Genomic DNA, 14,148 nt, shown 5'->3' on the forward strand with positions numbered 1-14,148 from the left:
AGCGCCTGCATGCTCGGCCAAATCGGCCCGCATGCAGGCGCTTTTTGCGTTACACTCGTTTGGTATGAACAACGGTGATTTTCGCGTAGGCGACGCAGATCGGACAGCAGCCCTGGATTCCTTGTCCACGCTCGCAAGCCGCGGCTACATCACCCTCCCCGAGTTCGACGAACGCTCCCGCAGCGCCGCTGCTGCGGTGACACGCAACGAACTCAACGCCCTATTCACCGATGTTCCGGCGTCCGCGTTCGAGGGCTCCCCTGGCAACGCCTACACGCCAAACCTCCCAGCCACCTACGGTGCGCCGTCTGCACCCCAACTGTGGACTCAAGGCATGTCCTATCCAGTCCCAGATGCGATCGAGTCCCCACGAGAAGGCCGTCATATTCGCGACGGCTTTATGGCCATCACGACGATCTGTGTTGTCGCTGCAGCTGACCTGTCAGACATCGAAGCTTTGACGCTGATCATCCCCGTGTTAGCCATCTTGATCTACGGGATGAAGCTCGGCCCCAAGAGCTGGTTTGCGCCGACGAAAAAGCAGTTGCAGAAGCAGGAATTGTGGCGCCAGAAGCAGATTGCAGCTATGCAGACCCAGCAAATACGCCAGCAATTAGCCATCGAGTCTGCGCAGCGTCGCGCGGAGATCCTGGGCAATTTTGAAGAGTCTGCACGTATCGCTTCGGAGGCAACCAAACGTTTCGCAGATAAAGCCAACGACACCACCCGCAAGTTCTTCGGCTAGCCACTCCCCCGCCCACAGCGCTGACTACACTGGTGTCCTATGGACCCGATTGAGATCAACGGCGGCCGTTTTTATGCCCGCCCCCTCCACGACGACAATCGCATTGATGATCGCCCCGCACTGTCACTAATCATGGATGATGACGCCGCGGTGGACTATGTTGCGCGCGCACGGCAACAGTGGGCACAGGAATCGGCGCTGACGTGGGCGGTATGTGAGCAGACCAGCGTGGAGATGCTCGCCTTGGCTCGCCTGGTACCTAACTGGGAGGAAAAAACCTGCACGGTTTCTGTCACCCCGTGCGGTGATACCTCCCGGGTGTTGCCCAACGACCCGGTCTTAGCGCCGAAGACGGTCGGCGACGCGGCGTCAGAAATTATGGGGACTATTAGACGCTGGGCGGAAGGCTTTCTAGGCCTACAGCCGGCCTAGAAATTCGACGAGCCGGCACCGATCTGGTATCTACACGGGGTCGGTATTCTTCAGCGCTTCGACAGCGCGCTTGCGGGTATCGGGATCGAGCTTTCTGCTGAACATCTCCGGCTGCCACCACTGCCAACTGGTTTTCCACCAATCGATCGGGAAATAGCCTTCTGGGGTGGCTCCGCCGAACCAAGGATGGTTCCCGGGGATTCTGGCCATTAGAAAAACCTCCAACAACCAGCCGGCTAGTGGCCACAACACGATCAACCACATCAGCCACCCATGGGGCTATCCAGCATTCCGGCGAACACAAACACAAAGATGGAGACCACCGGTGCGACAGTCCAGAACAAACCGTGCGCTAAAGCCTTGCGGGGCATACCCAAAAAACCGTAGTGAATGCCGGTCACCCCGGACATCACAGCGATCTTGTACGCCCGCGATTTCGTCCGGTTAACCTGCTTGCCGTCCACTACCTCAGGCAGGAGGTCTACTGCCTGCTCAGGTGTGGACGCTGCGTTTTAACCAAACATGGGGCAAGTTTACTCGATAACGAGTAGCAGATCCCCACCTTCGACCTTCGCAGCCTGGGATAGCACCACACGGCTGATCGTGCCACCAGTCGGCGCGGTGATGGTTGCTTCCATCTTCATAGCCTCGATGATTGCCACCGGGTCGCCAGCCTTGACCTCGTCGCCCTCAACGGCGGTGACTGTCACGACACCAGCGAACGGCGCAGCAACGTCTCCAGCCTTGGACGGGTCGGCCTTTTCAGCGGCCTGCGTGGTGGACTCGACGGAGTGGTCACGCACACGCAACGGGCGGATCTGGCCGTTAACGTTGAACACGACCGTGCGCATGCCCTTGTCATCAGGCTCAGAAATTGCGTCGAGGCGGACGACCAGCTGGACAGAATCACCCAGGTCGATGACGGTTTCTTCACCCTCGACCAAACCATAGAAGAACTCACGATCTTCCAAAATGGAGGTGTTACCGAAACGGCGGCGGTGCTCGACGAACTCGGCGGCGGGCTTAGCGAACATCAAACGGTCCAGTGCCGCACGACGGGTTGCTTGATCCTTCGACTCGAGGTTGTCCGCTTCCTCTTCCGGCACATCCACCAGCGCTGCGGAGGTTTCCGCGCGGCCTTCGAGAATGCGGCTGCGAAAAGGCTCGGGCCAACCGCCGGGAGGGGTGCCCAGCTCGCCACGCAAGAATGCGATCACGGAATCCGGGATGTCGTACTTGTGGGGATCGGCAACAAAGTCTGCGGGATCCACGTTGGCACCCACCAGGTGAAGCGCCAGATCACCAACGACCTTGGACGAGGGGGTCACCTTGGTGGGGCGACCCAGCATCTCGTTGACCGCAGCATAGTTGTCTTCGATCAGCTCAAAGCGGTCGGCAAGACCCAGCGCAACTGCTTGGGCACGCAGGTTGGACAACTGCCCGCCAGGGATCTCGTGGCGGTACACGCGACCGGTCGGCCCCGGGGTGCCGGACTCGAAGGGTGCGTACATCGTGCGCACAGCCTCCCAGTAAGGCTCCATGTCGGAGACGTTCTTCAGGCTCAAACCGGTGTCGCGGTAGGTGTCTGCAAACGCTGCGACAATCGCCGACAGTGACGGTTGCGACGTCGTACCTGACAAAGGTGCGGAAGCACCGTCGACCGCATCGGCACCAGCATTTGCTGCCGCCAGGTAGGTAGCCAACTGGCCACCAGCGGTGTCGTGAGTGTGCACGTGAACGGGCAGATCAAACTCGCGTCGCAACGCCGTCACAAGCTTGGTTGCGGCAGCCGGGCGCATAAGGCCGGCCATGTCTTTAATCGCCAGGATGTGCGCGCCGGACTCCACGATCTGCTCTGCGAGCTTGAGGTAGTAGTCCAGCGTGTATAGCTTCTCGTTCGGGTCGGCGAGGTTACCGGAGTAAGCCATCGCCACCTCTGCTACACAGGTGTCGGTGGACAGAACAGCCTCGATCGCGGGACGCATCTGCGAGACATCATTCAAGGCGTCAAAAATGCGGAAAATGTCGACACCGGAACGCGCCGCCTCATCCACGAACTTGTTGCACACGTGGTCCGGGTACGGGGTGTAGCCCACCGCATTGCGTCCGCGCAGCAGCATCTGGATGTTGATGTTGGGCATAGCCTCGCGCAGTTCATCTAGGCGTGCCCAGGGATCTTCGTGCAGGAAGCGCAACGCGACGTCATAGGTCGCACCACCCCACGCTTCCACCGACAACAACTCAGGCGTCAAATAGGACACGTGGCGGGCAGCATCCACCAGGGCGCTGGAACGCACACGGGTGGCGAGCAAGGACTGGTGCGCATCACGGAACGTCGTATCAGTGACGGCCAAACGATCCTGGGCGCGCAGCTGCTTAGCGAACTCCACAGGCCCGACGTCGCGGAGAAGATCACGCGATCCACGAGGCCGCGGGCTGTGCGGCAGCTTCGGCAACTTATCTGCAGGGGTGCTTGACGCCGGCGGCTGACCATGCGGGCGGTTGACCGTCACGTCAGCGAGGTAGTCGAGGATACGGCCAGGCTCGTCATCAGCGGGCGGCGCGGACAACAACCAGGGGTGCTCGGCGATAAAGCTCGTCGCAACGCGCTTTTCAGTGAAATCAGGCTCGCGCAGCAAGGCGCGGAGGAAGCCAATGTTGGTTGCCACGCCGGAAACATGGAACTCCGCCAATGCACGCTGAGCACGAGCAACAGCGGTGGCAAAATCCGAACCGCGGCAGGTCATCTTCACCAGCATCGAATCGAAGTGAGCGGTGATTTCGCCGCCCAACTGGATCGCTCCGTCAAGGCGCACACCCGCACCACCCGGGGATCGGTACGAAGTAATTGTGCCAGTGTCCGGGCGGAACCCGTTCGACGGATCTTCGGTGGTGATGCGGCACTGCAAGGCAGCACCGTGCAACTGAACAGCATCCTGTGTGAGCCCCAGTTCCTTCAATGTGACACCTGCGGCGATCTGCATCTGGGCCTTCACCAAATCCACCTGAGTGACTTCCTCGGTGACGGTGTGCTCGACCTGGATGCGGGGGTTCATCTCGATGAAGACGTGGTTGCCTTGCTCATCGACCAAGAACTCCACGGTGCCGGCACCGATGTAACCGATGTGCTTGCAAAACTTCACCGCCTCGGCACAAATCTTTTCGCGCTGCTCCTGGGTGATGTGCTGGGCAGGCGCAATCTCTACAACCTTCTGGTGACGACGCTGTACGGAGCAGTCACGCTCGAAAAGGTGAATGACGTCGCCGGACGCATCGCCCAGGATCTGAACCTCAATGTGCTGTGGATTGACCACCGCTCGCTCGATGTAGACCCGCGCATCACCAAAGGCCGACAAGGCCTCGCGGGAGGCTTCCGCCGCCAAGTGGCGAAGTTCTTTTTCGTTGGGGATAAAGCGCATACCGCGGCCGCCACCACCGGCCACAGCTTTAACGAACAGCGGGTACTGCTGGCCCTTAGCCTGCTCCACCAACACATCAATATCGTCGCTCGGGGTGGACTCGTCCAGAGTGGGCAGGCCAGCTTCGCGAGCAGCCGTCACAGCACGAGACTTATCACCCGTCAGATCGAGTACTTCCGGGGTGGGGCCGATAAAAACAAGTCCATTTTCCGCGCACTCGCGAGCAAGCTGAGCATTTTCCGACAGGAAGCCATACCCCGGGTAGACAGCGTCCGCGTGCGATTCCTTGGCTGCCCGCAGGATCTCATCAATATCCAGGTAAGCCTTGACCGGCGAGCCCTCGGTACCAATACGGTAGGCCTCGGATGCATGGCTGCGATGGAAAGAATTGCGGTCTTCACGCGGGTAGACTGCAACGGTTTCTGCACCGATCTCGTATGCAGCACGGAATGCGCGAACTGCGATCTCGCCACGGTTGGCGACCAGGATTTTCTTAAACGACGTGGGCTGTTTTTTCACTGGAGGGATGGACCTTTCCTCAAAAGAAGGGTGGGTAACAGGTGACAGAGATTATTCGTCGGTGCCCTGGAGGGTTGCGACGGGAACCTTTGGTGCAGGACTCAGAACACTCCGACTATGGCGCCCGTCACGGACGTAACAACAAGGGGTAGACTACCACAGCGCAAACCCGATACAACTGCCGTAAAAGTGCTACTCAACCGCAGCAGGTGCAGACAGCATGAAGGGCAATCTCCCAACCCCTTAAGGTTGAGAAATTGCCCTCTCAAAACACCCAGAAATTTCTCGGGCTAGCCGAGGTCGTCGTGCTGGACCAGCTGACGAGCAGCCTCAGTGATCGAACCAGACAACGTCGGGTACACCGCAAACGTGCTAGCCAAATCTGACACCGTCAGGCCCTTATCCACGGCCAACGCAATCGGAAGGATCAACTCCGACGCCGTCGGAGCAACAACCACGCCGCCAATAACCAAACCGGAGTTCTTACGGCAGAACAGCTTCACAAAACCGTGGCGCAGCGAGCGCATTTTGGCACGAGCGTTAGTCGTCAGGGGAAGAACGATCACGCGTGCGTTGACCTCGCCCGATTCCACCTGAGCATGGGTCACGCCCACAGCTGCGATCTCAGGGCGAGTAAACACAGCCGTCGCAACAGTCTTCAAACGGATCGGGGACACGCCTTCACCCAACGCGTGGTACATGGCGATGCGGCCCTGCATAGCAGCGACGGAAGCCAAGGGGAACAAGTCTGTGCAGTCACCAGCAGCGTAAATACCGGGAACCGTCGTCCGGGACACGCGGTCGACCTTGATGTGCCCCGACTTTTGGGTCTCAACACCAATGGTTTCCAAACCAAGGCCGGAGGTATTCGGCACAGAACCGACAGTCATCAGCGCGTGGGAACCGAAGATCTCGCGGCCGTCAGCGGTGCGCACGCATACTCCGCCGTCCTCGGTGCGGGTCACGGTGTCAACGCGGGCATCCTTTTCCAGCTGGACGCCGCGCTCTGCGAGCACGGTTTCCAACACGTCTGCGGCATCAGCATCATCGTGGGGCAGGATGCGGTCGCGGGAGGCGACCATCGTGACCTTCACACCCAGCTCAGCAAAAGCGGAGACGAATTCTGCACCGGTCACACCGGAACCCACAACAATCAGGTGCTCGGGCAGTTCATCAATGTCGTAAACCTGACGCCAGGTCAAGATGCGCTCGCCGTCCGGCTGCGCACCCGGCAGGATACGAGGCGATGCACCCGTGGCAAGCAGCACCAGGTCGCACTCGATGATTTCTGAAGAACCGTCGATCTTATCCACCGCAATGTAGTGGGTGGTTTGCTTCGGGTTGTAATCGTCAAAACGGCCACGGCCGTTGATCACGCGAATCCCGGCGCGTTCCATTTGGCGGCCAATGTCCTGGGACTGGCTGCGCGCCAGGTCTTTGACACGTGCGTTGACGGCGTCGATGTGCAGGAAGCTGTCGGCCAAGGACTTGTCGAAGCCCATGTCGTCAGCTCGACGCAGGTCGGTTTTGATACCGGTGGCGGCGATGAAGGACTTTGAGGGCACGCAATCGTGCAAGACTGCGGAGCCGCCAAGCCCCTGGTCTTCGATCAAAGTGATGTCGGCCCCGTACTTCGCACCAGCCAATGCTGCTTCGTAGCCGGCAGGTCCGCCGCCGATGATGACAATTCGCCTAGTCAAGAATCCTCCACTGAAAAAACAATAATTTATTAGCAGTCTAGGTGTTCAGGCAGTGCCGGGGCACATCAGGGCGTGCTCAACCGAACAAACGGTCCAGTACACTGGCGAAGAATTTAATACCTATCCCAACGGCTCGCGGGTCGGCCACCATGTCTTCTTGGTGCAGATCGGAGCGCTTGCCCTGCCCATTCCAGGCGCCTAGTCGGACCATCGCTCCCGGGATGTGCTGCAGGTACCAGGAGAAATCTTCGCCACCGCTGGATTGCGGGACCTGCACGACGGCCTCTGGGTCGATGGCTCGGACGGCATCGGCGCACACCACGGTCGCGACCGCATCGTTAACCACAGGGGGCACGCCCCTTTGGTAATTAACAATGACGTCGCACCCTGTCGGTCGCACAATATCGCCAATGAGCTCACGTAGCAGCGGCTCCACCATATTCCACACCGCAATATCGGCCGTGCGGATGGTCCCTTTCGCCACTCCCCTCTTGGGGATTGCGTTGGCGGTAGCGCCGGCCTGAATGGCGCCAAACACCATGACGGTGCCGCTGCGGGGGTCGATCCGCCGCGACAACACTGCCGGAAGTTCGGTCACAACCCTCGACAGCGCGTACACCACGTCCGCACTGCGGTGGGGACGAGACGTATGCCCACCTGGGCCCACAACCTCAATATTGATGACGTCCCCCGCCGACGTAATCGCACCCTCGCGGATACCGATACGCCCCACCGCCAACTTGGGCTCCACGTGCAGGGCAAAAATTGTCGACACACCGGACAACGCACCCCAGCTAATCACCGAGGGAGCACCGCCATCCATAACCTCCTCGGCCGGCTGGAAAATGCATCGAATACCCTGCGGCAAAGCAGCACCTTGCTTCACCGCATCAGCCACAGCGCACGCAAAACCCAACAACACCGCGGCGTGCACGTCATGGCCACACGCATGCATCACACCAGGATTCTTCGACGCGAAAGGCAAACCCGTGTTCTCCGCAATTGGCAGCGCATCAATATCCGCACGGAAAGCCACCCGCAGGGCCCCTGGTTGCGGCAAACCCGCGGCGTCATCGTGTTCAGTGCCGTCAGACGCGGCGTCATTAACCGAATGAAGATCATCAATGTCGACATACAGGCCGGTGGCGGGAAACAGCACAGGTTCCAACCCATGATGGCGCAACACTTTGGCGATGAACGCCGTCGTCTCGACCTCATTATGGGAGGTCTCGGGGTAAGAATGCAGGTGCTCGCGCCACGCAGTTACCTCGCGCTCGTGCTCGGCCAGCCACGCGGTCACCGCCTCAAGCAACCCACCCGGTACGTGCTGCGCCGAATCCACCGCTGTCGTTGACACCCAACACCCTTCCTGCTTCAAACCCTGACAATCGCGCGCCCAATACGCACTGTTAAGCACCAACTTACCCCCATCGACGACCTGCCCACACAAGAGGGCCCACCGCAGCCCACATTGTGCCATCATGAACACTATGGTTGCCAAGGTTGACCCAAACCCCTACGAGCTCGCCGACACCGCCGCAGAATTCCTGCTGCACACTGCACGCACGCAGTGCCCCACCCATGCGATCAATGGTGTTGACGCCGCGATCGTCCTGGGCTCCGGTTGGCGCGACGCCGCAGATTCCTTCGCACGCAGTGGCGCCGAGCACCTCACAACCATCCCCATGGCGGAGATCCCCGGGTGTGTCGCCCCGACCGCTCAAGGCCACGGCGGCCAGGTGCGCCTCTATTCAGTTCCGAGGGATGCAGACGCACAGGCGCCGCAGATAGTCGCTGTATGTTTGGGAAGAATCCACGCCTACGAGGGCTATCGAGACAACGAACTGTGGCGAACCACCCACATGGTCCGCACGATGGCAGCCTGCGGTGCGCGCGCAGTGGTGTTGACGAATGCCGCCGGTGGCCTCGCAGAAGGAATGCGCGTCGGCGAGCCCGTGTTGATCAGCGACCACATCAACTTCACCGCCCGAACCCCGCTGGTGGGCGCGCGTTTCGTCGACTTAACCGATGCCTACTCCCCACGCCTGCGCGTCCTGGCCAATGACGTCGCGTCGCGTGCTGGTTCCACAGCATCAACCGGCACTGCCGCGCTGCGCGAGGCGGTCTACGCCATGATGCCCGGCCCCCAGTACGAAACCCCCGCTGAAATTGCCATGCTGCGCACACTCGGCGTCGGCCTGGTCGGCATGTCAACGGTGTACGAAACCATCGCTGCGCGCGAGGCCGGCATGGAAGTCTTAGGCATCTCACTGGTGACCAACCTGGCGGCGGGTATCAGCGGGCAGCCTCTCAACCACGAAGAAGTCCTTGAGGCAGGTGCCCAGGCAGCCGAGATGATGGGCAGCCTCCTGGCACAGGTGGTGCGCAAACTATGAACATTAACGACCAACAACCAGTGACCGAGGGCCTGCGTTTCGGTACCGCTGGCCTGCGCGCGCCCGTTGGGCCCGGGGCACAAGAAATGAACGTCACCCAAGTCACCCGCACTACCGCGGGCGTCGCAAGTTGGCTTGCCGAACGTGCAGCAGCCAGGGCTGCATCCGGCGCCCAGCAGCACCACCCCGACCCGGACACCGAGGCCCTGCTCGGCGAAATCCACGGCAACATCGACGACGGTGCCCTCAAAGTAGCCGTCGGATTCGACGCCCGCTACGGCTCCCACACCTTCGCCGTCACCGCCGCAGAGGTGTTCGCCGGGGCGGGTTTCGAAGTCACCTTGTTACCCACCCCGACCCCCACCCCTGTGCTTGCCTGGCTGGTCAAATACCGAGGGCTGGACGCGGGCGTGCAAATCACCGCCAGCCACAACCCCGCCTCCGACAATGGATACAAAGTCTACGTAGACGGCGGCAGCCAACTGATCTCCCCCGACGACCGGGAAATCGAAAAACACATCGCGCGCATCAGCCTTGATGACGTCGCGAACATCCCTCGCGTCACTGTGCGTCCCGCGCCCGATCAACTACTCCACTACCTAGACGCTGTCGTCAGCCTCGTCGAACCAGCCTCCTCCGACCGTCTGCGCGTCAATAACGAACGCGCCGACCTTAAAGTCGCCTACACCGCACTACACGGAGTGGGCGGCCGAGCGCTCAAACAAGCCCTCCAATGGGCCGGATTCGCCATGACATGGTCAGTGGCCAACCAACACTACCCCGACCCAACCTTCCCCACCGTGGACTTTCCCAACCCGGAAGAAGCCGGCGCCACAGACCAACTGATCGAGCTTGGGCAACAAGTCGACGCTGACATCCTCGTCGCACTCGACCCCGACGCTGACCGCTGCGCCATCGGCATCCGCACCGAAGATACCGATGGACACAGCGGCCGCCGCCACTTCCGCATGCTCCGCGGGGACGAACTCGGCCCACTACTAGCCACCCGCATCGTCGACACACGCATGGCCACCACGCGCAAAGCATTCGGAACAGTAGCAGCCCCCGTCGTCGCCACCACCGTCGTGTCCTCCCAACTACTTGGCAACATCGCCACGCAACGCGGCTGGGACTACCAAGAAACACTCACCGGATTCAAACACCTCGCCCGCGCAGCCACCGGGCGCCCCGGAGAACTCGTCTTCGCCTACGAAGAAGCCATCGGCACCTGCCCCGCCCCCTGGATGGTAGCCGACAAAGACGGCATCGCCACTGCACTCGTCGCCTGCTCCTGGGCAGCAGAGCTCAAAGCACAAGGCTCAACCCTGGAAGAGCAACTCGAAGCCCTCTACCAGCAGCACGGTTACTTCCAAGGAACACAGATTTCCGTGCGCACCCCCAACCCCCGCGACGTCATCACCCAATTAGAAAACACATGCCCCGACACCCTTGCAGGCATGCCCCTCGCAATCGGCTCGCTGCCAGAAAACCAAGGGCTCACACTGACCGCCACACAAGCAGGCGACGGCTCGCAGCACACGGGCGCAATCCCCGCCGTCAGGATCATCGGGCGAGCATCCGGCACCGAACCCAAAGCAAAGTTCTACATCGAAACCCACGCGCACACCCACGCGCAGGCACAACAACTGCTGCAGCTAGCTGAACGACTCGTCCAGCAACACGTTAGCTAGCGACACACCTACAGGTCGATGTTACGGGGGCCATACAAACGATCCCCCGCATCACCCAAACCAGGCACAATGTAGGCGTCCGCGTTGAGCTCCGGATCAATCGTCGCCGTCACCAAACGCACCGGCAACCCCGACTCCGCCAACGCATCCACACCCGGCTGCGCAGACACCATGCACACGGCAGTAATATCCGTCGCGCCACGCTCCACCAACAAACGGATCGCATGCAGCAACGAACCACCCGTCGCCAACATCGGATCCACCACAAACACCGGCTGACCCGTCAAATCATCAGGCAGGGCCTCCAAATACGGAACCGGCTCGTGGGTCTTTTCATTCCGAGCAATACCAATAAAACCAACCTGTGCATCAGGAATCATCGACAACGCAGGATCAACCATTCCCAACCCGGCGCGAATCACCGGAACAATAATCGGCGGCTTTTCCAACCGCACGCCCTTCGCAGTCGCCACGGGAGTCGCGACGTCAAAAACCTCGACACGTAGGTCACGCGATGCCTCAAAAATCAGCATCGCGCCCAAATCCTTCAACGCGGCGCGAAACGCGGCGTTATCACTGCGCGCATCGCGCATCAACGTCAATCGAGAAGCAACAAGGGGGTGATCGCAAACCGTGATGTCCATAAGGGCCATCATAACCTCGCACAAAAATCTCGCCGACTGTGGAACCTCCACCCCGCAGCACACGTCTAAGAACATATGGACGCACACAATAACCCCACACCGCACCCAGCCTGCGGAGAACGCCTAGAGCTCGATGTTGGACTATCGCTCAGTTTGGTAACAGAACTGCTCAAAGGGCTAGAGAGCTTCCGGCCCGGGCACGGCCCAGAGAGCACAGCGATCAGCGAAGGGATGCTCGATAGTTACGCAGAATTCCTCACCGCCGCGGGCAGCGCCATCGAACACACAACCAACAGGGCGCGGGCACTGACTGACACCATGCAACACCTTGGAGAGTTCAGCGGGCGCACCATCCGCGCAATCGACGAACTCGACCGGGCCACCGCCGAAACACTCGAGCGCCTCCTCAACAGCTGAGGAGCACCACCACCATAAGGACGACACTTCCATGACACCAGCCCCACTGACAGACATCCTCCACGTTGTAGGCCTAATCGAACGTGCCCTTCCCGTAGCCAACGTGGTCCTAGCCCCACCGACTCTGCCGGACTTAAGCGCCGCCGAACACCTAGCCCAACAACTAGGCGGACACGCCACCCGCTACATGCGCGCCCACCACGAGCTAGCTGCGGCTGCGGCAACCATTAGCGACGTCGCGGCGCAAGCCCAACCGCTGATCATGGCCGCCCAAGCAGACATAGTGGGCGAAGCGCAGCGCCTGCTGGCCCTCGCCCAACAGGACATCATCGGCATGCTTAATCCCGTCCCTGGCGCCGCCGCCGCGGCTTTGCTGTCCGCCCAAAGCCGTGCGGGCGAACTGATCTCTTACGCCATCAGCCGCCTGACACAGCTAGGTGACGACCTTTCCCCCTTGACCCAACGGCTGCACGCCATCGCCGCGAGCGACGGCCAGACGGCACCACCGCCAACACACCCCACTGCCACCTCACCAGACGCCCCCGTCGCACCCCTGTCATCCACAATCGCGCATTCTTCTGGCGGGCATGCCGGCGCACGCGCCGTCGCGGCAGCACGCTCCCAGCTCGGCGTTCCTTATGTGTGGGGCGGAAGCACACCCGGCGTCGGCTTCGACTGCTCAGGGCTCACACAATGGGCATGGCGCCAAGCGGGCGTCGAACTTCCACGCCTAGCGCAAGAACAAAACATCGGTAGTCCCGTCGGCAGCCACGAGTTGATCGAAGGCGACCTGCTGGTGTGGGACGGCCACGTTGCGATGTACGCCGGCGATGGCACCATCATCGAAGCCGGCAACCCAGTGAGCATCTCCCCACTGCGCACCACAAATCTGGGTATGGCTTTCAAAGGGTACTTCCGCCCCACAGGGTAGAATGTTTGCCTATGGCTAAACCTCAGGCGAACCAAGGCATCCTCCCGGTAAAGATCTCCCTCACCGAGGGCGACTACTTCACCCTCTGGGCCCCCACCTACAGGCAGCACAACGAAGAATGGCAGGCATTCCTCGGCCACGGGGAACACATCTACTTCTTCAACTCCCCTGCCGAGGTTTTGGCGTTCATCCGCAGCGGCCAGCCCCACGACCTAGATTCCCACCCGTCGTGGAACGACTTTGCTCAACGCCCCGCCAACTGGGTCACCCCCACAGCGGGTGATACCTACGACCTCATCGGTGTGCCCCAAATGCTCGCCGACCGCCCTTCGCACAATGCGGTCAAGTGTGTGGCTCGTTGCTTCCGCATCACACAGTCGCTGGCCAGCGTCCTGAGCTTGCTGCCCATCCAGTCCACCTTCTCTTCCCACTCGGTGCTCGCCAATGTGCAGCGTGGTTCCGACCACTACGCGGGCGAAAATGGCCTGTCCGAATGGTCTGCTGTCGGACGCGTGGTCGCCACCAACTGGGACAGCATCATCGACAGTCTCGACGAGCACGTCTACCGCCCCGACGACCTCATTGATGACGCCGCGGTCAAGGACGCCGAACAAGCCATCGCTGAAGCAGACGCCCAGGTCGAACGCGAAAAAGAAGAAAAAGAAAAAGCCATCGCGGACATCGACCCCTACGATGCTTCCGTGTGGGGCGCCAGCGGTATCGACCCCATCAAGATCGCTATCGAAGGCCGCACCCTCTACACGCTGCGCACCTATGTTGGTGGCCGCCCCGTGTTCCTTGGTCACTACGGCCAGATCTACACCTTCAACAACCGCAAGGCGATGACCCGCTGGTTGACCGAACATGGAGAGCATGACCTCGCGGCCGTCAGCACCTGGCAGGACGTCATGGATGCGATCAACGGCGGCACGGTCGACGTCATCGTTGATCCGCTGAACGTCTACACCTTCACCGGGCTGGCGGAAGACATCAACAATGGCCCCAACAATGTCGATACCCAGCAGCTTGGCCGTGCCTACGAATTGATTGCTGACGCCGCGGACTGGGCGCGCGATGACGCCGTCAGCTCTGTGCTTGTCGCCAACCCGCAGACCCAGGAGTACCTGGCATACATGCTGGGCTCTACTTCTGGCTACGTGCCGTCTGCCCCGTACACCGCAGAGGTTGAAGGCTGGCGCCAGCTGGAAAACGGCCTGGTTGCTCGCTTTTCTAAGTTCTAATCTGCACACGAAC

The 14,148-nt window shown here is 60.8% G+C and carries 13 protein-coding genes; 7 read left to right on the plus strand and 6 right to left on the minus strand.

The genetic code is table 11. The features are described from left to right. Nucleotides 1–64: 64 nt before the first annotated feature. Together CARG_RS07565 and CARG_RS07570 are read left to right on the plus strand one after the other, a co-directional pair. On the plus strand, nucleotides 65–745 hold the full coding sequence (locus CARG_RS07565; protein ID WP_021012056.1) for a DUF1707 SHOCT-like domain-containing protein: 681 nt from the start codon (nucleotides 65–67) through the stop codon (nucleotides 743–745). A 39-nt stretch (nucleotides 746–784) separates the two neighbouring features. Further along, complete coding sequence (locus CARG_RS07570) at nucleotides 785–1,177, plus strand: hypothetical protein (RefSeq protein WP_021012057.1); 393 nt, start codon at nucleotides 785–787, stop codon at nucleotides 1,175–1,177. 30 nt (nucleotides 1,178–1,207) lie between these two features. Here CARG_RS07570 and CARG_RS07575 read toward each other — a convergent pair whose 3' ends face one another. The 5 genes from CARG_RS07575 to CARG_RS07595 all read right to left on the minus strand — a co-directional run bounded on the left by CARG_RS07575 (nucleotide 1,208) and on the right by CARG_RS07595 (nucleotide 8,298). Then, nucleotides 1,208–1,441: a hypothetical protein gene (locus CARG_RS07575; RefSeq protein ID WP_021012058.1), complete on the minus strand. Its 234-nt coding sequence runs from the start codon at nucleotides 1,439–1,441 to the stop codon at nucleotides 1,208–1,210. Next, complete coding sequence (locus tag CARG_RS07580) at nucleotides 1,441–1,641, minus strand: hypothetical protein (protein ID WP_021012059.1); 201 nt, start codon at nucleotides 1,639–1,641, stop codon at nucleotides 1,441–1,443. The genes CARG_RS07575 and CARG_RS07580 overlap by 1 nt, the downstream gene beginning before the upstream one ends. A gap of 69 nt (nucleotides 1,642–1,710) precedes the next feature. Next, nucleotides 1,711–5,115 carry a pyruvate carboxylase gene (locus tag CARG_RS07585; RefSeq protein ID WP_021012060.1) on the minus strand — a complete coding sequence of 1,135 codons (3,405 nt, stop codon included), beginning with the start codon at nucleotides 5,113–5,115 and terminating at the stop codon, nucleotides 1,711–1,713. A gap of 290 nt (nucleotides 5,116–5,405) precedes the next feature. After that, the gene (locus CARG_RS07590; protein ID WP_021012061.1) at nucleotides 5,406–6,815 is read right to left on the minus strand and encodes an NAD(P)H-quinone dehydrogenase; all 1,410 of its coding nucleotides are present in this window, start codon (nucleotides 6,813–6,815) and stop codon (nucleotides 5,406–5,408) included. Between the two features lie 76 nt (nucleotides 6,816–6,891). Next, nucleotides 6,892–8,298, minus strand: coding sequence for an amidohydrolase (locus tag CARG_RS07595; RefSeq protein WP_021012062.1), 1,407 nt, complete (start codon nucleotides 8,296–8,298; stop codon nucleotides 6,892–6,894). Nucleotides 8,299–8,305: 7 nt separating this feature from the next. Here CARG_RS07595 and CARG_RS07600 point away from each other — a divergent pair, with 7 nt between their 5' ends. Both CARG_RS07600 and CARG_RS07605 read left to right on the plus strand, forming a co-directional pair. Further along, the gene (locus CARG_RS07600; protein ID WP_041747700.1) at nucleotides 8,306–9,211 is read left to right on the plus strand and encodes a purine-nucleoside phosphorylase; all 906 of its coding nucleotides are present in this window, start codon (nucleotides 8,306–8,308) and stop codon (nucleotides 9,209–9,211) included. Next, on the plus strand, nucleotides 9,208–10,902 hold the full coding sequence (locus tag CARG_RS07605; protein WP_021012064.1) for a phospho-sugar mutase: 1,695 nt from the start codon (nucleotides 9,208–9,210) through the stop codon (nucleotides 10,900–10,902). The genes CARG_RS07600 and CARG_RS07605 overlap by 4 nt, the downstream gene beginning before the upstream one ends. An 8-nt stretch (nucleotides 10,903–10,910) precedes the next feature. On the opposite strand, the gene upp is transcribed toward CARG_RS07605, so the two are convergent. After that, nucleotides 10,911–11,546, minus strand: a complete 636-nt coding sequence (gene upp, locus CARG_RS07610) for a uracil phosphoribosyltransferase (RefSeq protein WP_021012065.1) — start codon at nucleotides 11,544–11,546, stop codon at nucleotides 10,911–10,913. A 75-nt stretch (nucleotides 11,547–11,621) separates the two neighbouring features. On the opposite strand from upp, the gene CARG_RS07615 reads away from it, so the two are divergent. From CARG_RS07615 to CARG_RS07625, 3 genes are read left to right on the plus strand one after another with little or no spacing between them, the layout of a single operon-like run. Further along, entirely contained in the window at nucleotides 11,622–11,963 is a 342-nt protein-coding gene (locus tag CARG_RS07615) for a hypothetical protein (RefSeq protein ID WP_021012066.1), read from the plus strand. A gap of 31 nt (nucleotides 11,964–11,994) precedes the next feature. Continuing rightward, complete coding sequence (locus CARG_RS10650) at nucleotides 11,995–12,894, plus strand: C40 family peptidase (protein ID WP_021012067.1); 900 nt, start codon at nucleotides 11,995–11,997, stop codon at nucleotides 12,892–12,894. Between the two features lie 11 nt (nucleotides 12,895–12,905). Then, on the plus strand, nucleotides 12,906–14,135 hold the full coding sequence (locus tag CARG_RS07625; protein WP_021012068.1) for a hypothetical protein: 1,230 nt from the start codon (nucleotides 12,906–12,908) through the stop codon (nucleotides 14,133–14,135). Nucleotides 14,136–14,148: the final 13 nt, after the last annotated feature.

The organism is Corynebacterium argentoratense DSM 44202 (assembly GCF_000590555.1).
GTDB lineage: Bacteria > Actinomycetota > Actinomycetes > Mycobacteriales > Mycobacteriaceae > Corynebacterium > Corynebacterium argentoratense.